This is a genomic window from Edaphobacter sp. FHG110511_03, assembly GCF_059115365.1.
In genome coordinates, this window is the sequence record NZ_JBZYWL010000001.1 from 1,443,387 (window position 1) to 1,463,503 (window position 20,117).

16 protein-coding genes are annotated in these 20,117 nt (G+C 57.5%); 6 read left to right on the forward strand and 10 right to left on the reverse strand.

Annotation, left to right across the window (positions count from 1 at the left end):
* Positions 1-72: 72 nt before the first annotated feature.
* Entirely contained in the window at positions 73-906 is an 834-nt protein-coding gene (locus AC5S26_RS05800) for an IclR family transcriptional regulator (RefSeq protein WP_494183901.1), read from the reverse strand.
* A gap of 252 nt (positions 907-1,158) precedes the next feature.
* Entirely contained in the window at positions 1,159-2,220 is a 1,062-nt protein-coding gene (locus tag AC5S26_RS05805; protein WP_494183902.1) for a ComEC/Rec2 family competence protein, read from the reverse strand.
* A gap of 255 nt (positions 2,221-2,475) precedes the next feature.
* On the opposite strand from AC5S26_RS05805, the gene AC5S26_RS05810 reads away from it, so the two are divergent.
* The 3 genes from AC5S26_RS05810 (at position 2,476) to AC5S26_RS05820 (ending at position 5,966) form a co-directional block, all read left to right on the forward strand.
* Positions 2,476-3,636: a cellulase family glycosylhydrolase gene (locus AC5S26_RS05810; RefSeq protein WP_494183903.1), complete on the forward strand. Its 1,161-nt coding sequence runs from the start codon at positions 2,476-2,478 to the stop codon at positions 3,634-3,636.
* A gap of 477 nt (positions 3,637-4,113) precedes the next feature.
* Positions 4,114-5,214: a sensor histidine kinase gene (locus AC5S26_RS05815; RefSeq protein WP_494183904.1), complete on the forward strand. Its 1,101-nt coding sequence runs from the start codon at positions 4,114-4,116 to the stop codon at positions 5,212-5,214.
* Positions 5,214-5,966, forward strand: a complete 753-nt coding sequence (locus AC5S26_RS05820) for a LytR/AlgR family response regulator transcription factor (protein WP_494183905.1) — start codon at positions 5,214-5,216, stop codon at positions 5,964-5,966. Before AC5S26_RS05815 ends, AC5S26_RS05820 begins: the two co-directional genes overlap by 1 nt.
* Positions 5,967-6,137: 171 nt before the next feature.
* Here the strand turns inward: AC5S26_RS05820 and AC5S26_RS05825 are convergent, their stop codons facing one another.
* The 4 genes from AC5S26_RS05825 to bla form a co-directional block, all read right to left on the reverse strand.
* A complete protein-coding gene (locus tag AC5S26_RS05825; protein WP_494183906.1) occupies positions 6,138-7,301 on the reverse strand; it encodes a phosphatidylinositol-specific phospholipase C1-like protein in 1,164 nt (387 codons plus the stop codon).
* An 88-nt stretch (positions 7,302-7,389) separates the two neighbouring features.
* On the reverse strand, positions 7,390-10,827 hold the full coding sequence (locus AC5S26_RS05830) for a TonB-dependent receptor (RefSeq protein ID WP_494183907.1): 3,438 nt from the start codon (positions 10,825-10,827) through the stop codon (positions 7,390-7,392).
* 531 nt (positions 10,828-11,358) lie between these two features.
* A complete protein-coding gene (locus tag AC5S26_RS05835) occupies positions 11,359-12,222 on the reverse strand; it encodes an inositol oxygenase family protein (protein ID WP_494183908.1) in 864 nt (287 codons plus the stop codon).
* A 139-nt stretch (positions 12,223-12,361) separates the two neighbouring features.
* Positions 12,362-13,201: a subclass B3 metallo-beta-lactamase gene (gene bla / locus AC5S26_RS05840; protein WP_494184610.1), complete on the reverse strand. Its 840-nt coding sequence runs from the start codon at positions 13,199-13,201 to the stop codon at positions 12,362-12,364.
* 279 nt (positions 13,202-13,480) lie between these two features.
* Between bla and AC5S26_RS05845 the strand changes: the two genes are divergently transcribed.
* The 3 genes from AC5S26_RS05845 to AC5S26_RS05855 all read left to right on the forward strand — a co-directional run bounded on the left by AC5S26_RS05845 (position 13,481) and on the right by AC5S26_RS05855 (position 15,872).
* Entirely contained in the window at positions 13,481-14,029 is a 549-nt protein-coding gene (locus AC5S26_RS05845; protein ID WP_494183909.1) for a DinB family protein, read from the forward strand.
* Positions 14,030-14,155: 126 nt separating this feature from the next.
* A complete protein-coding gene (locus AC5S26_RS05850; protein WP_494183910.1) occupies positions 14,156-14,713 on the forward strand; it encodes a hypothetical protein in 558 nt (185 codons plus the stop codon).
* Positions 14,714-14,828: 115 nt separating this feature from the next.
* Positions 14,829-15,872 (forward strand): 3-keto-alpha-glucoside-1,2-lyase-like domain-containing protein, encoded by a 1,044-nt coding sequence (locus AC5S26_RS05855; protein ID WP_494183911.1) that lies wholly within the window; start codon positions 14,829-14,831, stop codon positions 15,870-15,872.
* Between the two features lie 281 nt (positions 15,873-16,153).
* Here AC5S26_RS05855 and AC5S26_RS05860 read toward each other — a convergent pair whose 3' ends face one another.
* The 4 genes from AC5S26_RS05860 to AC5S26_RS05875 form a co-directional block, all read right to left on the reverse strand.
* Complete coding sequence (locus AC5S26_RS05860; RefSeq protein ID WP_494183912.1) at positions 16,154-16,450, reverse strand: MoaD/ThiS family protein; 297 nt, start codon at positions 16,448-16,450, stop codon at positions 16,154-16,156.
* The gene (locus tag AC5S26_RS05865; RefSeq protein ID WP_494183913.1) at positions 16,447-17,562 is read right to left on the reverse strand and encodes a WD40/YVTN/BNR-like repeat-containing protein; all 1,116 of its coding nucleotides are present in this window, start codon (positions 17,560-17,562) and stop codon (positions 16,447-16,449) included. Before AC5S26_RS05865 ends, AC5S26_RS05860 begins: the two co-directional genes overlap by 4 nt.
* Before the next feature lie 27 nt (positions 17,563-17,589).
* A complete protein-coding gene (locus AC5S26_RS05870; protein ID WP_494183914.1) occupies positions 17,590-18,600 on the reverse strand; it encodes a LacI family DNA-binding transcriptional regulator in 1,011 nt (336 codons plus the stop codon).
* Between the two features lie 65 nt (positions 18,601-18,665).
* Positions 18,666-19,955 (reverse strand): EamA/RhaT family transporter, encoded by a 1,290-nt coding sequence (locus tag AC5S26_RS05875; protein WP_494183915.1) that lies wholly within the window; start codon positions 19,953-19,955, stop codon positions 18,666-18,668.
* Positions 19,956-20,117 lie beyond the last annotated feature (162 nt).

Here is a 20,117-nt window from a genome sequence, read left to right on the forward strand (position 1 = left end):
TGTTTAACGTAAACAAAGCTCCGTCAACTATCCCAGCCAGTCATTGCCAGGATCTCTGAATCGCGCCAGGCCTTACTTCTTTGCCTTCGTCCCCGCAGCCTTCTTCGAAGACGCCTCAACTGGCGGGGCCTCCTCCGTCAGTGCTCCCATTGCTTCCGAGATCTGACGGCTGGCCGTGCCCAATGCTTCTACAATCTCTGGCACGCCGATCTTGTCCTCAATCCGCTTAACATAAGGCACAGTAAGTCCGGCGATAGCGTTGCCCTGGGAGTTGAGCACCGGAAAGCTGATGTTCATCACGCCTGTCACTTCATAGCTGGCGCGACGTTCGTATCCGCGAGCGCGAATCTTTTCCAGATGCTCATCGAGATCCAACGGCTTTTTCTTCTGGGTCTCGCGCATCCACTCCTGAATGGCCCGCTCACGGGCATCCTCCGTCTGATGCGCAAGAATGACGTGTCCCGTTGCGGCATGCATCAGGTCCACCTTGGACCCCACTTTGACGTAGAACCCCGTGGACTCCGGAGAATCCACCTGCGCCAGGATCACGACATGGCCTCCGTCCAGGATGCCCAGGTGGCATGACTGCCGCATCTGGTGCGCCAGCCAGTGCATAACCGGCGTCGCCTCGGTAACCATCCGTTTGGTCGGAGGGTGCTCCTGTCCAAGCCGAAACAGCCGCAGTGTGAGATGATATCGATCCTTGTTCGAGGACTGAGCCAGATAACCGCGCTGCTCCAGGCACAGCAGCATTCTGAAGATCTCAGACATCGTGCGGTTCAGCCGGCGTGCGACTTCGCTCACCGTCATCCCCTCTGGATTGCTCGCAAACAGCTCAAGGATGTCCAATCCCTTTTCGAGGGCTGGAGTCGGATAGTAGCGTTTTCCCTGTGGTTTTGTGGTCACAGTTCGAGGTGCAGCGGATCGCATCTCACACAAGGTAACAAAAGGACCCCCGCATGTCGAACATTTCGCACGGCTCGTAAGAGCATATCTTCCGGGTCCCCTCACTCTTCGTTGCGAATCGATGGAATCTATAGAATTCGCACCATAAAAGCTGTCATCCTGAGCGCAGCGCAGTCGAAGAGCCTGCCCTGAGCGTAGCCGAATGGGACCTCCGGTTGTATCTTGACCACCTTGTCCGACGCAACCAACGCTCTAATGTGCGACAGAAGCAGCCGCCGCTGCATAGTGTTTCGTATCGCCGGTCCTGGAGTTCAACACATCGAAGCTGCCATCGCCTGCGCTTATCAGCTCGAGATAATTTCCCTTCTCCTGCGCTTCGAGATTGGCAATGTACTCTTCAGCCGTGTTGTGTTCTTCTCCACCCTCTTCGGAGAAGTGAAGCTGCCACATCGTCTCCAGCCCCGGAGCGGCTGCGATCGTATCCAGAACCGACGGCGACCCTCCCTTCTTCGCACCATTGTCCATAACGGCAATACGTGCGCCGATCGCGTCGACCATCGCCGGGCTCGAGCTATGGTCCCACCCATGGTGAGAGACAATATAGACGTCCAGCTTGCCCAGCCTGTTTGCCGGACACACGAGCTCCATCTCCTTGTCCCAGGTCAGGTCTCCCAGATCCAGCAGCTGCAGCTTGCCAAACGTAATCTTGATCCCCAGGGAGCGTGCGTTCTCGGTCATATCGGCAGGCTTGCTCTCTGCGCCTTTGCAGAAGGGGTTCGCCGCCCCCGCGCCTTCAAGTGGTTTTTGGATAAGATTGCCATCGGCACTCACCACAACTGCCTTCATCCCGACAATCGGAAGCACGTCGCCTGGTTTCGCCTGGATGCGTTTCACCTTATTGGCTGCGATCGCCTTTTCATAGGCAGCGTATCCCCGGTTTGCAGCGGGCTCCTCCTCCCGGTTCAGCCCATGATCGATAAAAGCTCCCACCGGAACCCTTTCGAGGAGTTGCGTCACCCCGCCCACGTGATCTTCGTGGAAGTGTGTAATCAGCACGTAGTCGATCTTTTTTACGCCCGCATCCTTTACTGCTGCGGCAATCCGTTCCGCATCCCGCCCTTCATTCTCTCCCCACCCCGTGTCAATTAATAGAGATTGTCCTGCAGGAGTCACAAATAGCGTGGACTGGCCCCCCTCCACATCCACAAAGTAGACCTTCAGCTTTCCCCCGACCCCCTTCGGGTTTTGTGCCCAGCAGGCCATGCTCAACCATGAGACCAATCCAACCACGCTCACCCAACGCAACCATCTCATTTTGCTGCTATCCTTTCCCATCCAAAAACCTGGCCCTTGGAGTCACCTTTGTATCGGCGCCCCTCTTTTCAAAGTGTAGTGACCACCCCTGCGGTCCTTCGATAATTCCATTCCTTTTGTATTTCGTACAGTTCTTTCTTCGTTCCCATCCTCGAGATCGTCACTGGTTGCCATCCATCTCAGTGGACGACCTGTTGCCTGGTTCAAATGGTTTTACCGGCCGGATGGGCCACCCCTTCGCGTATCATGGCGCGGATGCGTATTTCAGCCTTTTTTCTTGCTCTGTCGGTTCTCGCGGCCCCAAGCCTCCAGGCTCAATCCCCCTCAAATGCCTCCGCCCGCTGGACCGAGAGCGCCGCCAACGCCTGGTACGCCCGTCAGCCCTGGCTCGTTGGAGCCAATTATGTTCCCTCCAACGCCATCAACCAGTTCGAGATGTTTCAGGCCGCCACCTTCGACCCTGCCATCAATGACCGTGAGCTCGGCCTCGCCGAGGCTATCGGCATGAACACCATGCGCGTCTTCCTGCAGGACCAGCTCTGGAAGCAGGATCCCAAAGCATTCGTCAGCCGCCTCGATGCTTTCCTTGCTATCGCCGCCCGTCATCATATCCGCCCCATCCTTGTGCTCTTCGATTCCTGCTGGGAATCGAACCCTCATCTCGGTCCCCAGCATCCGCCCATCCCCGGCGTCCACAACTCCGGTTGGGTTCAGAGTCCCGGCGCTGCTGAACTCACCGACTCCTCCTACGAGCCCCACCTTAAAGAATATGTCGTCGGCGTCGTCTCCGCCTTCGCCAAAGACGACCGCGTCCTCGCCTGGGACATATGGAACGAGCCCGACAATAACAACGGCAACCGTTTCAGCGAGCCGAAGAATAAGGCTGAGCTGATCGCCGCCCTTCTCCCCAAGGCCTTCGACTGGGCTCGGTCTGCTCACCCCACCCAGCCCCTCACCAGCGGCGTCTGGACCGGTGATTGGAGCGATCCGGCCAAAGAGAGCCCCGTAACCAAAATTCAGCTCGCAGAAAGCGACGTCATCACCTTCCATAACTATGGCTGGCCCGAGGAGTTCGAAGCTCGGGTCCGTTCTCTTCAACCCCTTCACCGACCCATCATTTGTACCGAATACATGGCGCGTGGCAGCGGCAGTACCTTCGATACCATCCTCCCTCTGGCGAAACAACTAAACGTGGCGGCTATTAATTGGGGTCTCGTCGCCGGAAAGACCCAGACGTATCTCCCCTGGGACTCCTGGCAGCATCCTTATGTCCTTTCCCAGCCCACCATCTGGTTTCACGAGGTCTTCCGCCACGACGGCACTCCCTACCGCCAGAGAGAGGCCGACCTCATCCATCAGCTCACCGGACGTGGTTCCGGCATCGCTCCCCAGTCCCGGGAAACCTCGCCTCTGTAAATCGCAGAATTTGTGACCAACGGCCTGAATATGGGTTCAGCTGGAGTTTAAGCTGGGCAAGGTACCTTTTCGTCCTGTAAGGATCTAGCCCTTATGGATGACGGAATCGTATTCATTTCGTCGATGTCTTACCGGGCCCCTATTTATTTACCGGCAGAAGAGCCTCTGCAGCCTTCTGTCTGAAATCTCATCTGGGGCAAGCAATCTGTCGGGAGGAACTTTGCGATGTACTCATTTTTCTTGAAACAAAAGGTACTGATCTCCCTTATCCTCTTTGCCGCCGTGGCTTACATCCCATCTACCCACTTGAATTCCTGTCCGTCGGCAGAAATCGCGCCTTCGCAGGATTGTTCTCAAGGCGTATCCATGGATGCACAATAATGCCGGCGGCCTACGGTATCGGATGACTGTAGAAAGCCGAGGGACAAGCAACTGACATTCACCCGTTGGAAGAACGAGACGCACCAGCCAGTGTGGATGCACCCTCTGATCTTTATCTCGGGGTCAACTACGCTTGGGTTGCTCTTTGCCCTTCAGGACTGGAACACCCGCATGCGCTTCTGGAACGAAGAGCATGTCATGCTCTCGGTTCTGCTTCTGGCATGGGGAGCGCAGTTTTTTATCTGGGGCGTTCTGTGCTGGGTCCTTTGGTGGACGTTGAGATCCAGAATCTACAGCGCAAATCTCAAGACCATACTCACTCTTTTCCTCCCTCTTAGTCTCTTCGCCAGTGTGCTCGAGGAGACCATCTGGGTGATCCTCTTTCCCCGTCTTCCGATGGGTAGACCACCGATGCCGTTTTGGCAACGTTTGTCGTTCCATCTCGATGCTGAGTTGATCGACTCGCTCGTCCTCTTCTGGTCTGCCTTCTTCCTCTTTCGCGGAGTGGGCTATTACCAGCGCTATCGCGAAAAGGAGCGTATTGCCTCGCAGTTGCAATCGCAACTGGTACAGGCACAAATGCGCGCCCTGCGCATGCAGCTCAATCCTCACTTTCTTTTCAACACAATGAACGGCATTTCGAGTCTCATGCAAACCGATATTGCCGCTGCCGATCTTATGCTGGAACAACTCAGTCGGCTTTTGCGTATAACGTTGCATCGCGGGGAAGCCCAATTCATCCCATTAAGCGACGAAATGGAGTTCATCGAGATGTATCTGGCTATGCAGGACCGCAGGTTTGCGGGGCGTGTGCAACAGCAGATGAACGTTGATCCACACGTGCACGATGCAATCGTTCCCACGATGATTCTTCAGCCAATCGTCGAAAATGCCTATGCGCATGGCTTGTCGAGACTAAGCTCCAATGGTCTTCTTTCCATTGATGCATCGTCACAAGGCTCTGTCCTGCGCCTCAAAGTCACCAACACCGGCATCGGCCTGCGTGTCGCAGCACAGAAGGCTGCGAGCAATGGCGTTGGTCTGGTCAACGTTCAGGATCGCCTCCGTATGCACTATGGCGACGATCATAGCTTTTCTATCTCCGAGCTCGAAGACGGCCTCGTTCAGGTCGTCCTGACGCTCCCTCTCCGCTTCGCGGAGCGTCCAATAGAACAGACAACAGGATATGGTGCGTGATGATTCAGGCAGTCCTGGCAGACGATGAAGTCCTGGCACGGCAGAAGCTTCGACAACTGCTGCGCGAATTCCCAGAAATTGAAGTTGCCGGTGAAGGTGCAACCGCTTCGGAAACCATTGCCCTTGTGCGCGCCACCAAACCCGATCTTCTCTTCCTTGATGTCCGCATGCCCGACATGGATGGCTTCGATGTCGTCGGCGAGCTCAGTGCGGCTGGCGCACCCGTCATGCCCTCCATCATCTTCACCACCGCCTATGATCGCTACGCCCTGCGCGCGTTCGAGATCCACGCCGTCGACTATCTCCTGAAGCCCTTTACTCTCGAGCGTTTTCGCTCCGCCACCCAGCGCGCTCTCGATCACATCCGAGTCTCGAAACAGAACCCGAATGCCAACGCACCGAAGAGCCCCAATGGCACGCCCTACACCACGCGCATCGTCTTCAAATCGAAGGGACGCATTCTCTTTCTTCCCGTCACCGAGATATGTTGGATCGGAGCCGAAGAGAACTACGTTCGCATCTGCACGCAGTCTGAGACCCATCTCCTGCGCGAGACCATGACCCATCTCGAAGAAAAGCTCGACCCCAACATCTTCCTTCGAGTCCATCGCTCCTCCATCGTCAACCTCCAATACGTCAAGGAGGTCCGACCCGAGATCGATGGCGAATACGGCGTGCATCTGCTCAACGGACAGAAAATTTCCATGAGCCGCACCTATCGATCGAAGATCAAGAACTGGCTGGAGCGCTAAGCTGCATCTGCACCAGCGGAATCTCCTCCCTCAAAAAGCGTCATCCTGAGCGGAGCGTAGCGAAGTCGAAGAGCCTGCCCTGAGCGTAGCCGAATGGGACCTGCGGTTCTTGCTCTCTACACAAAAAGGCGCGGCTCAATGCCGCGCCTTTCTATGACAACCGAATTGCTTTTACTTCGTTGCGACTGTACCTGCCGGAGCTTCCAGCAGCCGATCCACGCATCCCTCCGGCTTGTTCACCGGATTGCATCGCGCAACCAACCCATCCGGAAATTTCACGACGAACGAACTCCACTGCGAAGGCTCCGACGGCGGGTAGTCGGTGCTGATCATCTGAGCTCCGGTCGACAGCGCAAGGTCGCGCCGCGTCGTATCGTTCGTGCGAGCCTGCTCTGTGCCTTCATCGGTCCGCGTCCGAACCAGATAGCCCTGCTTCACGAGAGCATCGATAGTCTCTTTGCTTCCGTTGTTCTCTTCCGTGAAAGCAGCATCCGGCTTGCCGGGTTCGCCATTGGTAAACAGCACGCGGCCCTTCAACGAGGGATGTCCGTCGGTGTAGATCGTCTCGATCTTGCGCTGATCCAGCAGAAAAACTACCTTTCCGCGCGCCTTTGCAAGGGTAGGCCAGCCGCCTGCACGGATAGCATCGTTGAGTGTGGCGGCGTTGCCGCGAACCTCGTCCGGAGTGATGTACTCGCCTGAATGGTAGACAGAACGGATCTCCGCATCCAGAGCATCAAAGACGGGTTTGGTGAAAGGCTCGGTCGCGATCATGCCCTCTCTCTGCTTGCCGCCGTCTTCCTTCGTCTCGACCAGAATGAAGATGGGAAGGTGCTGAGGATGCTGCTTCGACCACTCGCGCACAACCGTGATGCACTTCACGAAAGTATGGCAGGTGCTGCGCTCATCCATTCCCTGCACATGCATCACCTTGAAGCCCGGCTTATCCATCTCATGTTTGGGATCGAAGTTCGGATCGGCTGGTAATCCGGCCTTCACCGTGGCGTCGTCGATGGGGAGATGTGCATACCGCCCGCCCTTGGCGTCGGCGAACACGTCGATCTCGATCTGGCGCACGCCTCCATCCAATTGATCGGGAAGGGGAGCATGGCTGTAATCCAGCGCTCGCAGCGCCTTCGGGTTCTTCGTCTCCAGATACTTCCGCTCACTTGGAGCAAACCCCGAATGATAGCTGTTGTGCGAGCCGATCACCTGGATCTGATTCACCTTTACCGTCTTGTCCTGCTCCGCCTGCGTAGTCTGTTGAGCAAATCCAGTGGTGGTCGCAACCACGAGCGCCGCACCCGCAACAGTTCCAAATACATTTCGAAACATCTTTGCTCCTCTTCCTTAAGTCTAGCTTCCAAAAACAAAGGCGCCGTTCATGAGGACACGGCGCCAGGTCATAGCAGGTTGCAGTCGCTTAGAAGATGATCTTCGCTGCGAGTTGAAGTTGACGTGCCGGGAACGAGCTCGTAATCTGCCCGAAGCTCGAGTTTCCAAAGTTGCTCAAGTTGCTGTTGGATGACGGCAAGTAATTCACCTTGTTCAGCACGTTGAACGCCTCTGCGCGGAAGTCGAACTTCGAGCTTTCGTTCCACAGCGGGAACGCCTTATGCAGGCCAAGATCAGCCTGGTAGAAAGCGTCCGAACGGAGGGAGTTCCGGCTCACGTTGCCCCACGGATTCGTCGTGGGGTTGGAGAGGCTCGTTCCAATGAGGTAATTGTTCAGTGAAGTGGCCGTCTTTACGCGTCCCGACGAAGCTCCTTTGATCCGGCCACCGGTCAGATTGCTTGGACGGTAGGTGACTAGGTCGGAGACGTACAGTGGCGACGAAGACGACAGCGTATAGGTGACGTTGATCGGCGTGCCGCTGGTCATGGTGTTGATCAGCGTAAGCTGCCATCCGCCCACGAGCGTATTCATCATGCGTCCCGACGAGCCGCCCCAGTGCTGCCCATGACCATAAGGAAGGTCATACACGATCGAGAGCGTATCAGCCAGCGGCTGATCGTATCCGCCCGGACCGTAGTCGCGGCTCGGGTTCGCATAATTCACGCGCGAGTTGTCGCCATTCGCCGTCTCCAGGTGGCCCGAAGAGATGTCGAAGTAGCGGCTCCACGTGAACGAGTTCAGCAGGTAAAGCCCCTTCGAAGCACGTTTCTCCAGCTTGAACTGCAGCGAGTTGTAGTTTGCCGAGCCCGCACCATAAGCGATCTCAATCCCGGCAAATTGTGAGACAGGTCGCCGCGACTGCAGGGTTCCGCATCCGCTGGCTGCAATGCAAGGCGTCGCCTGGTTATAGTCCGCAAGCACCTGCAGATGCGTCGACTTGTTTCCGACATAAGCAATGTCCGCAACAATGCCGTGAGGCAACTGTTGCTGAACGCCGATCTGATACTGCTGTACATAGCCGGTCTGGAAGTTGCGTGGAATGTAGCGAGACAGCACATTCAGCGGATTGAAGTACGCCGGTGAGGTGAGGTTGGCTGCATACCCTTGCTGGGTCTGACGGAAGCAGTTCGCCTGTACCTGGGTATCATTGACGCACACGGTGGACGGTGAAGGAGCACTCGCCGCCGAAGTTCCCTGCGTGATGCTTGCATTGACTACACTGGGACCGTTGTACGTCAGGTTGTTCTCGCCACCTGCCCGGTTCCACTGGTTGTAGACAATTCCGTAACCGCCGCGCAGCACGGTCTTGTCTGTCGCAGAGTATGCAAAGCCAAGGCGCGGAGCAAAGTTGTTGAGTGGCGTGTTCACCAGCGAACGGCTGTAAACGCCGCCGCTCCGAGCCAAGATCAGCGAGTTGGTGTTGGGATCGAAGTTAGCCAGCCGGTTGTCTTTCTCGTACTGAGGGGTGACGATCTCATACCGCAGACCGGCGTTGACCGTCAGCTTGGGCGAGATTTTGAAGTCATCCTGGAAGTACATGAAGTTGTACCGCTGCCGCAGGTGCACAATCGCATACGTCGTCAGCGAGTACGAGGAGCGGTTGCCGAACATGAAGTCCGCAAGGTTCCGTGCCGCCTGCAGCTGCGCCGCATAGCTGGACGATGAGTCGGTGCTGGTACGGTTCGAATTTGCGATATCTCCATTGCCCGCAAAGACACCCGCATAGTTGTCCTGACCATAGCTCGGGTTGAAGTCATTCAACTCGGTATTGACACCCTGCCACTCGTAGCCGAACTTCATCGAGTGTTTGCTCTTGATCCAGGTGAAGTTCGCCTTCGGGTTATAGATCGTTGGGTTCTGGAACTGCGGGTTCGACGACTGCGCTCCAAACTGCGAGTAGCCCGTTACCGACTGCGCGTTCAGTGTACGCACTACGAGCGGATCGGTCGGAAGGCCATCCGTGATGCCGTTTGCTACCAGCAGCGAGGGCTGACCCTGTCCGATCGGGAACTTGCCGCCAAGGTTGCGCGACCATCCAAAGCGAATGTCGAGCAGCTTGTTGGCCGAGATCGTCCACGTCGCACCACCGGCGATGTTGCGGTTCTGAATATTCACGTTGCCGTTGGAGTTGCCGCCTGCGGGTCCAGGGATTCCCGGAGGATCAAAGAGCGCCTGACGGTGCTCGCTGTAGCGTCCAAAGATCGTCAAATGTTCGCTGAAGGTATGGTCGACACGGGCATCGCCCTTGTCATCGTTGATCGTCCCGCGTGGCGTAATCGCATAGTTGCTCCCGATGCGCCCTGGCACGTTGGGCTGCGGAAGCGCATCCAGCACCGCGCGCGCGAACGGAGTCATGTCGCCACGCGGAATCGCGCCGACATAGTTCTTGCCGGTAACAGGGTTCTTCAATGGAATCGCGTTCGTAGGGATCGACGCATTGTCATTGAAGTAAAACAATCCATTCCGCTGATTCGTCGTCGGCAGGGTTGACGCAGCACTGGGATTGTTGAAGATACGACGGAGGCCCTCGTAGTCTGCGAAGAAGAAGGTGTGATCCTTCCAGATCGGTCCACCGAACGTTGCGCCGAACTGGTTCTGGATAAATTTCGGCTTTGTTGCGCCGGGGGCTAGAAACGGTCCGATTGCGTTGAAGATCGTGTTGCGATCGTAGTTCCATGCGCGCCCGTGGAACTGGTTCGTTCCGCGACGCACCGACGCGTTGATCACTGCTCCCGGGACGCGCCCATACTCAGCTGAATAGTTGTTCGTCTCTACCCGGAACTCGCTGATCGCGTCCGGCGAAGGAGGAATGTTTTCGTTCGCAAAGCCCTGGTTAGACGTGCCGTAGTTGTTGTTGTCCAGACCGTCCAGCATATAGTTGTTGAACGCCGAGCGGAGGCCGTTGATGTTGAATGAGCCCTCGCGACTCGATGTTCCATTGGTCTCCAGCAGCGACTTGCGCGCGCCCGGAACCAGCAGAACCAGGTCCGCATAGGAGCGTCCGTTCAGCGGAAGATCCTCAACCTGCTTGGTGCCGATCACCGTCGAGTGCGAGCTCGTCTCCGTATCCAGAAGCTGCGCCGCCGAGGTCACCGTCACCTCTTCGGAGACCGAGCCGGCCTTCAGCGATACATCGACACGCTGACGAGCGTTCGTCTGCACGGCGAAGGTCTCTGTCAAAGTACGGCTGAAGCCCTGAGCCTCGGCTGTAATGGTGTAATTGCCGATCTGTACGCTCGCAAACTCGTACTTGCCCTCGTTATCCGTGCTCTTTGTCTGCTGAATCCCGGTAGCCGTGTTCGTCAGCGTCACCGTGCTGTTCGCCACCGCCGCGCCCGAGGCGTCATGGACATACCCCAGCACCGAAGCTGACTCAAACTGCGCGAACGCCGAAGCCCCGCTCAGCATCAGGACCACCGCTGTTACCAAGGCAAGCCAACCTCTCGTTCCGGCAGATGTCTTCAAGGTCTCTTGCTCACAACGTCTGGGAGATAATCGACGCCTCTTTGCAGCGGCGTATGCATACTCGAATAGGTTTTTCATGAAATGTGCCTCTCTTGCATCGTCTGTTTGCCCGTTAGTTGTTTCACTTGCCGGGTTTGAGCTTTCCCTGTCCTCTGCTCGCGCAAAGAACGGTGGTTCCTGTTTTTTCTGGACCGGCACAAACACTACTGATTGCGCTTCAGCGCTGTCAATCGAAATAACCGAACGGTACCGATAACGTAAAGAATTGGAGGATTCATCTCCAATTGACAGAAAATAAATAAGTTATGAATTAAATTTCGTGAATGTTAGCGGAAACTTATTCCCATTTGGGAAATCAGAAATCCCGAAAATGAGCGTATGAAAACATGATGAACGTCCCATGTAAAACCCTCATGAATAACCGGTAACTCTCGCCAAAAAGTTCTTCAGACGTAAACAGAAAAGCCCCGGAGTCCATGAGACTCCGGGGCTTCAAAAACGACCTTCTCGGACAACGTTTCGAACGCGTCCTTACCAGGCGATCTTTTCCGGGAAGAACTCCGCGAACAGATCGTCATAGTAAGGCTTCAACTCTTTCAGGTTAGGCTTCGTATGGCCCTTGGAATACAGGTCGTACGGGTTGAACTTGTTCACCCAGTGCAGACTCTCTTTGTCCTTCTCGTTCATCAGGTGCTGATACGCTCCATGGCGGTGCCACGCGTAGAACGAGTGATACCGTAGCATCGCAAGCGAGGAATCCGGCAGATACGGCTTCATCACCTCGTAGATGTAGCCGTCATGCCCGAACGACATGTGAACGTTATCCAGGCCGCAGTTCGGCTCATAGATCCCGTTCGTCGTGCTGTACACCGGGTGGTTGTAATCCGGGTTCGCCTTGAAGTACTCCGGAAACACGATCTGGTCCGAGTACGCGCATCCCACCGGAAACGTATCCCCCACCACGCCCCACTGCGGCTCACCATACAGGCACAGCACCTTGCCCAGGTCGTGAATGAAGCCCGTCAAAACAAACCATCGCGGATGCCCATCCGCCCGGATCGCCTCCGATGTCTGCAGAAGATGCTCGATCTGCGTAAGGTCCGTGTCCGGATCGCTGTCGTCCACCAGCGTGTTCAGAAACTCCGCCGCCTCCCAGATCGTCTTCGTGCCCTTCTTCAGGCTGAAGTACTCCTTCTCCTTCGCCATCACGTAATCGAAGCTCTGGTGTTGATGATTCAGACGGTAAAACTCCGCCACTCCCGGAGTAGCCGTCTCGTCATACTGACGAAACTCTTCCTGGCTCTTGCCCTCCTGGTAGCGACCCTTCAGAAACTCGTCCCAGTCTTCCATGTCCTTATGCAAGGGATCATTCTGTGCAATCGTTGTCGCGGCCATCTCATTCCTCCAGGCACTAGCTTAAAGTTAGCGGTAACTATAAGACGTCCTTATACCGAATAGCAAGTTAAAAGATGGCAATTCGAGCGATTTTTTTCCCGGCTGGAAGAGGGACCTTAAAACCCTTTTGCCGGAGCACTCAGTTGCTGTTGTTTGCCAATTCCTTGCGAAAAGCCGCTTCTCTTTCAGCAACATAGCTCGCATAGCCTGCCGGATCGACAAAGGCTCTTTGGTCCCCGGCTTTTAGGCGGGCATACTTGTCAGTCATGCCGTAGTAGCCGCCATGGGCCCCTAGAAAGATATCGCAGTGCAATGCCTTGAGAGTCCGGAAGGTCCGTTCGTAGTCCGCGACGATCCCTGGATAGCTCGGCTTGCCGGCCAGCCTGTATCCCGAATTCACATTCGGGCTCCCGACGATCACCGCATCGTATGTTTTCCCGTTATCGGTGACCTTCATCGTCCACGTCGTGCACCCCCGCGTGTGACCCGCGGTCTTGTGAGCTACCAGTACCGCTCCTCCCAGCTTCACCTCATCGCCATCGTGCAGAACCCTGTCCACCGTGGCTGGTTTATAGCTCCATTCCTTCTCCCGTCCATAGGCGAAGTCGCTCCTGCCCCCATCCTCCACCACCGGAACATCGGCATCCATCACCATGTACTTCGCTCCGGTCAGCCGCTTCAGTGTGGCGCTTCCCGCATCGTGGTCCAGGTGCGCATGGCTGATCAGCAGAATCTTCGTATCGCTGAACCGGAACCCCAGTTTCTCGATACTCGCCTTGATCTGCGGAACCGAGCTCTCCAGGTTGCTGTTGATCAGGATGTTCCCCTCCGGCGTCACCACCAGAAACGCCGCCAGGTCCTTGCCGCCCACGTAGTACAGGTTGCCCATAATCTTGTGCGGAGGAAAAGGCTCCGTCCACTCCGGATTGTTCTGGGCTCTCCCCTCCATCGCCGCAAAAGCGGCCAGAAAGCACATCATCACAATCGCAACGGAACGCATAAACGCAGGCCAGCGGAGAAGTCGTCTCATCCGCTCAGCATGGCACCGTTTGTCGAGGATTTCTTCGACGAACTTGTTCATCCCTGTTATCTCTCTCGATCCCGCTGGTCCCCTAACCCCTTATTCGCGGCCATTCGTCACAATCTCCGCCGGAAAAGCGCCGAATGCGCGCCAGCAGCTCTTTTCTCCTCCTAAACTGGCAGGCGTTCAGACACTACAAATTAGTCCGCTGTTTCTTCCGAGGAGGTTCCATCTCACATGAAAAGGATTCAAAGCCTCAGTCTCGCTCTCTGCCTTTCCTCCCTCGCCGCCACCGCCCAGACCCCCGCACCCAAGCCGCCGCCCACCACTCTCAAGGGCGTCCTTCTCGAGCAGCTCCACACCACCCACGACGCCCAGGACTGGTTCGCCTCCGGAAACACCGCCATCCACGGTCTCACCGCCGAGCAGGCTCGTTGGACCGACGGCAAGGGCAACCACTCCGTCGGCCAGCTCACCTATCACCTCGTCTTCTGGAACAAGCGCTCTCTTAGGCAGTTCAACGGCGAAAAAAACCCCAAATTCGACGGCAACAATGAAGAGACCTTCAACAACTTCACTTCTGAGCAGTGGAACGACCTCGTCAAGCAGTTCGATCAGGTCATGACCGACTGGGAAAAAGCCGTCGAGTCCGCCGACGACAAAAAAATCGCCGAAAACGCCTCCACCATCGCCCACATCGGAGCTCACAACGCCTACCACATCGGCCAGATCGTCTTCGTCCGCAAGGAACAAGGTTCTTGGGATCCAGCCAAGGGAGTGAAGTAGGGCATCAACCTCGGAATACATAGCGTGGCGGCGAATCCAATTCCCACAATCCTGTCATTTCCGCTCTCTTCAAGGATTCGACGGCGGCATGCCGGGATCGTGCGGCAAGTGCAATGATGGTGAACGATGAAACCTGGCGTCGCTCCTCTTGCCGTCACTGCACTCGCCGCCGCGCTCCTCTGCGTTCTGCCACTCCCGATAGCCGCACAAGCCATGAGTCAACCGTCGTCTCAGCTTACGTATCCGATCCGTCGGATCCCACCAGCAGCATTCCCGGAATTGCCGAAGAACTTGATCACGGAATTGGAACGCCGCGGATGCACAATTCCGCAGCCATCTACGGACCAGAAAGAGAACGTAATCCGGGGAGAATTCGCTAAGCCGGGGCAGACCGATTGGGCTGTGCTGTGTTCAACGCAGGGCTCCACAAGTCTTCTCGTCTTCTGGAACGGCAAGACCACGAACCCGCTGGTATTCGATAAGTTTTCTGACGATCCCCACAGAACTTTCGATTGGTATATTCGAGCGGTTGACCGAAAATCCATCCTCGATCACTACCGGGCTTATGGTGGACCAAAGCCGCCGCCGATTGACCATCAGGGCATCGAATCGGGCGGCGAACATGCGTCGGTGTTCCTGTACTACTACCGGGGCAAGTGGTTGACGCTGCAAGGAGCGGATTGATCGCTCCATATCTCGACTGAGATTCGGGATCATTTGAGCGAAGCTGCGAACCGCAGTTCATCACAGCATGTGAAATCCGCAAGACATACAATCCCGCTCCAGCTAAACTCCCGCAATGCCGCATCTCACCCGCCGCAGCTTTGCCTCCCTCATCGCAAGATCCACCATCGCTGGTCTCGCGCTCAGCGAGCGCTCCTTCGCTGAGCAGCTCCTCCTCTTCAACGGCCGCACCCTCGATGGCTGGCTGCAGATCGAAAACTCCGCCACCTCGCTCTCTGCCGGAGCCATCACCGATCAGCCCGCCTTCATCGCCCGCCTCGCCACCCCAGCCACACCACTCTCCACCTTTCTCCGCTCCCAACTCGACGAGTCCCTGCGCACCGACCTCGCTTCATATTCCCCCTCCAGCCCCAACGCCAAAGCCACACTCTCTGCGCTAGTCAAACAGCTCAACCAGCTCATCTCCGGCTCGTCTCTCTACGACAAAGCGCGCTTCGCTGGCGTTACTCTGAGCCCCGAGACCGAACAGCTCCTCCACCAGAACCCAACCGGCCAGAATCTCGCCCGCCTCAACAAGCTTCTGCTCGAAGACGCCTTTCCTGAGATACAGAAGAGCTCCACCACGGGCTGGACTGTAAAAGAGGGCGCTATGGCCAGCACCGGTTCCGGTCGTGGAGTCATCTACACCGCCCAGGACCTCACCCGCTACCGCATCCTCTTCACCATGCGCCACGTCTCCGGCTCACCCGATCACCAGGCCTGCGTCCTCGTCTTCTGCACCCGCCCCGCACCCAATGAGAAGCCGCTCGACGCCCTCGGAGGAATTCAGTTTCAGGTCCCCAACGGTGGCCACTGGGACTACCGCCCCGGACAAAACAACAGCGGCTCCAACTTCACAACCGTCACCAAGACTCACTTCGACCCTCATGCATGGAGCCGCGTCGAGATCCTCGTCGACGCCACGAAGGGAACTGCTCGCATGGCCGTAGCCCAGCCGCCCGAAAGCAAGGCCATCGAGGTTCTCTCCTTCAACAACCCCGCCGCCGGACGCCCTGGCCCCTTCGCTCTCCAGATGCACAACGCCGGTCTCTTCGACGAGTACAAAGACATTACGGTTGAGCCCAACCCCAAAGACGACAACCTGATCACGACAGGCTAACGCGGTGAGAGGGAGCTCGGTTCTCTGTCAATCTCCGAAACCATGCAACTCAAACAAAGCAAACGAGAACAACGTTGCCGTTTAGTTCTACTCAATCCGCTATGATTAATGCAGAGAGTAAGAAAGAAGGCCCGGTCCCAAGGATCGGGCCTTCTCCTTTAGAATTAATACTTTACAAAGATCAACCCGGTAAATCAGGACTTCTGCAGTCTTTGGGATATCTGGTCCAAATCTAAACCTAATAGATGGAAGACTTTGCGCAAAAACGACGGGGGGGTGGGCTATCCGCCTGCAACCGCCCCGATGACCAGCAATGGCTCCTTGCCGGATGCCACAGCCCCGGGTAGTGGAGTGTCCGGCGATTGATGCGAGAGATCCTGCTCGCACGCAAAGAAGCGAAGAAAGGGCCGCCGCTCCTTCGTCGTATGATCGCGAATCGTCCCCTCGAGCATCGGGTAACGCGCCTCAACCGCGTCGAGGATCGAGCATACCGTCGCCGCTTCGGCGTCTACCGTGACTTCGCCCTGCACCCGCGCCAGCACCCGAAGATGCGCGGGCAGTAGTACTCGAATCATCATGAAAGCGTCTGCACCTCGACCGAGAGCACTGCCGGAAGGTCGCGCACGATCGGCTTCCAGCTCTCTCCCGCATCCGGGGACATATAGACCTGGCCGCCCGTGGTGCCGAAGTACACGCCGCATTGGTCGAGCGTGTCGACGGCCATGGCATCGCGCAGTACGTTGACGTAGCAGTTCTCCTGCGGAAGCCCCTTCGTCAGCGGCTCCCACTCGTTGCCGCCAGAGCGGCTGCGGTAGACGCGAAGCTTGCCGTCCAGAGGGAAGTGCTCGCTGTCGCTCTTGATCGGAACCACGTAAATCGTCTCCGGCTCATGGGCATGAACGTCGATCGCGAAACCGAAGTCGGTGGGAAGGTTCCCGCTCACCTCCGTCCACGAGTCACCCGCGTCGTCGGACCGCATCACGTCCCAGTGCTTCTGCATGAACAGCACGCCCGGCCGCTCCGGGTGCATAGCAATGTGATGGACGCAGTGGCCCACCTCCGCCTCCGGATCGGGAATGAACTCCGACCGCAGGCCACGGTTGATCGGTTTCCAGCTCTTGCCGCCGTCATCGGTGCGAAAGGCTCCGGCTGCAGAGATGGCGATATACATTCGCTCGGCATTGCTTGGATCGAGAAGGATCGTATGCAGGCACATGCCTCCGGCCCCCGGCTGCCAGTGCGGTCCGGAGCCGTGTTTCCGCAGGCCGGACAGCTCCTCCCAGTTCTGGCCGCCGTCGCTCGAGCGGAACAGGGCAGCGTCTTCCGCTCCCGCATACACGATCTCCGGGTTCGTCAACGAGGGCTCCAGATGCCACACCCGCTTGAACTCCCACGGATGCGGCGTCCCGTCATACCACTGGTGCGTGCCTGGAACGCCCTCGTAGGTGAATTTGTTCCCCGCCGGTTCCCAGGTTGCGCCGCCGTCGTCGGAGCGTTGAATCACCTGCCCGAACCACCCGCTGGCCTGCGAGGCAAAGATGCGGTTGGGATCGGCAGGCGATCCCTTCAGGTGGTAGATCTCCCACCCCGCGAAGTGAGGTCCGCTGACCTCCCAGCTCTCCCGCTTGCCATCTGCTGTAAGGACGAACGCGCCCTTGCGTGTGCCAACCAGAACTCGTACCTTGCTCATTCGCCGGCATCCTCCGGAGGTTCACTCTCAACTCACGGAGGTGGAAGCACGCACCGCCAGGGTTGGGGGCACCAGAATACTCTTCGGCGGCTGCTCCGGGCTATTGACTAGCTCGAGCGCCAGCTCGCCGGCGATGCGTCCCAGCTCGGTCGTGCCGTGATCGACCGAACTGAGCGGAACCCTCAGGTAGTCGTTGTAGGGCATGTTGCCGCAGCCAATAATGGCGATGTCCTCCGGGACCCGCAATCCGGCGGCAATCGTCGCCTGGATGGCTCCAATCGCAGTCAGGTCGTTGTAGCAGAAGATCGCATCCGGCCGCTCCTTCAGCGCCAGGAGTCGCTGCATCGCGTCGTAACCCACCTTATCGCCGCGCTCCTCCGTGTGGTCGCACACGATGACGTAATCGTCTGGAATCGGCAGGCGATGCTCGGCCATGGTGTTGCGAAAGCCGCGCAGACGCTCATAGGAAGGACTGGTGTTCTTCCCGGCGATATGCGCGATGCGCTTGCGACCAATCTCGATCAGATGCCCGGTCGCCATCTCGCCCACCATCAGGTCGTTCGAGCCCACGAAGTGCGCGGCCAGGTGAGGGAAGTTGCGATCGAAGAGCAGGTAAGGCGTCCGCTTGTCGCCCAGCTCATAGAAGTTGCGCAGGTTCGGCTGGCAGGAAGCGATCAGCAGAACGTCAATGCCGCGCCGCAACAGCGTTCGGATCTCCTGCCGCTCGATCTCAGGATCTTCCTCCGAAGAGGCGAGAATCACGGCACGATTGCTCTTCCGCAGAACGCCGCTCAGCGACTTGGCGAACTCCGCAAAGAATGGATGGACCAGGTCCGGAACGACGAGGCCGACAGTGTAGGTTTTTCCGCTCGCCAGGCCGCGCGCCAGCATGTTGGGCTGGTAGTTCAGCTCCTTCATGCGCTTCAGCACGCGCTTTCGAGTCTCCTCGCCGATGTCACTGTTGCCTCGTAGCACCTTCGAGACGGTGACGACCGACACACCAAGGTCCCGTGCAATGTCCTTCAGTCTGACTGCCATAACAGCACCATCCTACAGCGATTTTCCAGATCGAAAACGATCTCGCAGGTGAAACCACCGAATCATCAGGAAAATCTGGTCCTGCGCCACAGCGTCCAGCTTCCCACCACCAGACTCACCGCAAGCAGCAGGCCCAGCCCGGCGACCCAGCGCATGTCCATCTCCAGGGGAGGAACAATCGCCTTTGTGCCCAGCCATACGAAGACTCCCGTCGCTGCCAGAACAATCGCGTAGTCCCACCAGCGCCGGCGCTCATCGCGGCCGCCAAATTCGTCCCCGGCCTGTGCGGCCAGAGTGCGGTTGTAATCTAGCCCGTAGCGGTCGCACTCCCGCAGCACCGCTTCGTTGTTCGAGGTCTGCTCGCGAGCCGAGGCCACCGCCGTCCCGATCGCCATCGCTCCGAGGATCATGATCAGCGAGCCGCCTATCACCAGCAACCGGTGCCGCGAATCCGCTCCAGCAAGCTCGCCGAACACCAGGGCGCCCCACGCCAGTCCCCAGAGTTGATTGGTATTGGATAAAGGAATCCCGCGGCCGATGCCCAGGTACTTCGCCGCGAACTGTTGGAACAGATCCCCGATCACCCACACGAATCCACCAAGAAAGAGCCAGAACACCAGCCCCGGCTGATGAAACAGCGCGAAGGATGGTGAATGGATTCCGCCGTCCAGTGCCAGCGTCAGGCCGAGAACGGTTCCCAGCTCGCCGACGGTGAAGGCCGTGACGAACGAGAGCGGATTCATGCCGCTGATGTACGCCTTGCGATACGGGACATACATGGTTCCCCACATCAGGCTCGCGCCCGCCGCAGCCAGAATGCCGCGCACGGCGTGTTGTCCCGCGGCTGTCTGCCCATGAAGCGTGCTAAATCCCAGCATGACTGCGGCGATGACGATGGCGATGGTTCCCAGAACCACCTTGCTGATGTTGCCGGCGTTCGCTCCTTCAAGCTCCTTGAAGAGCACGCGTCCCCAGAGCAGCCCGATCAACGAGTTTGCATTCCAGAGCGGGAACGCGACCGCCAGTCCCACATCCCGGATCGCGAAGACCGTCAGGGTATTCGCCACCGCCCACAGAGCTCCGGCCAGAAGCGCCCACACGATCAGGTGCTTCTTCTCCATGAGGTCTGTAAAGACGTAGCCTGTGCCTTTGAGCAGGGTGGGGAAAGTCCACCGAGCCGTAAAAACTCCCGCCACCATGCACAACGAGACTGCGAACGGTGACAGCCCCGTATTCACCAGCTTTGTAGGAGCCTCAGCCGCGCCCAGCCATACTCCTGCCGTCAGTCCGCAGATAACCCCTAGCCCGTGCAGCGACAGATTCTGATGTTTCGATTTCTCCACCACGCTTGCCACTCGTTCTCCTCATCCCAGCTTTGACCTTTAGTGCAGCACGACTAGTAGCACCACACCCGCCAGAAGGACGAAGAACGGTACCAGAAAGTGGCTGTCCGTGAGGATGGTTTTCGTTGCTCGGACAAAACTCATAGGATCTTTCCAATTCTCCATAAATGAAAG

Coding starts and splice junctions, on each gene's coding strand:
- AC5S26_RS05805 (WP_494183902.1), bottom strand. CDS start 2,220: ATGAGATGGTTGCGTTGGGTGAGCGTGGTTGGATTGGTCTCATGGTTG.
- AC5S26_RS05810 (WP_494183903.1), top strand. CDS start 2,476: ATGCGTATTTCAGCCTTTTTTCTTGCTCTGTCGGTTCTCGCGGCCCCA.
- AC5S26_RS05815 (WP_494183904.1), top strand. CDS start 4,114: ATGCACCCTCTGATCTTTATCTCGGGGTCAACTACGCTTGGGTTGCTC.
- AC5S26_RS05820 (WP_494183905.1), top strand. CDS start 5,214: ATGATTCAGGCAGTCCTGGCAGACGATGAAGTCCTGGCACGGCAGAAG.
- AC5S26_RS05825 (WP_494183906.1), bottom strand. CDS start 7,301: ATGTTTCGAAATGTATTTGGAACTGTTGCGGGTGCGGCGCTCGTGGTT.
- AC5S26_RS05835 (WP_494183908.1), bottom strand. CDS start 12,222: ATGGCCGCGACAACGATTGCACAGAATGATCCCTTGCATAAGGACATG.
- bla (WP_494184610.1), bottom strand. CDS start 13,201: ATGATGTGCTTTCTGGCCGCTTTTGCGGCGATGGAGGGGAGAGCCCAG.
- AC5S26_RS05845 (WP_494183909.1), top strand. CDS start 13,481: ATGAAAAGGATTCAAAGCCTCAGTCTCGCTCTCTGCCTTTCCTCCCTC.
- AC5S26_RS05850 (WP_494183910.1), top strand. CDS start 14,156: ATGAAACCTGGCGTCGCTCCTCTTGCCGTCACTGCACTCGCCGCCGCG.
- AC5S26_RS05855 (WP_494183911.1), top strand. CDS start 14,829: ATGCCGCATCTCACCCGCCGCAGCTTTGCCTCCCTCATCGCAAGATCC.
- AC5S26_RS05860 (WP_494183912.1), bottom strand. CDS start 16,450: ATGATGATTCGAGTACTACTGCCCGCGCATCTTCGGGTGCTGGCGCGG.
- AC5S26_RS05865 (WP_494183913.1), bottom strand. CDS start 17,562: ATGAGCAAGGTACGAGTTCTGGTTGGCACACGCAAGGGCGCGTTCGTC.
- AC5S26_RS05870 (WP_494183914.1), bottom strand. CDS start 18,600: ATGGCAGTCAGACTGAAGGACATTGCACGGGACCTTGGTGTGTCGGTC.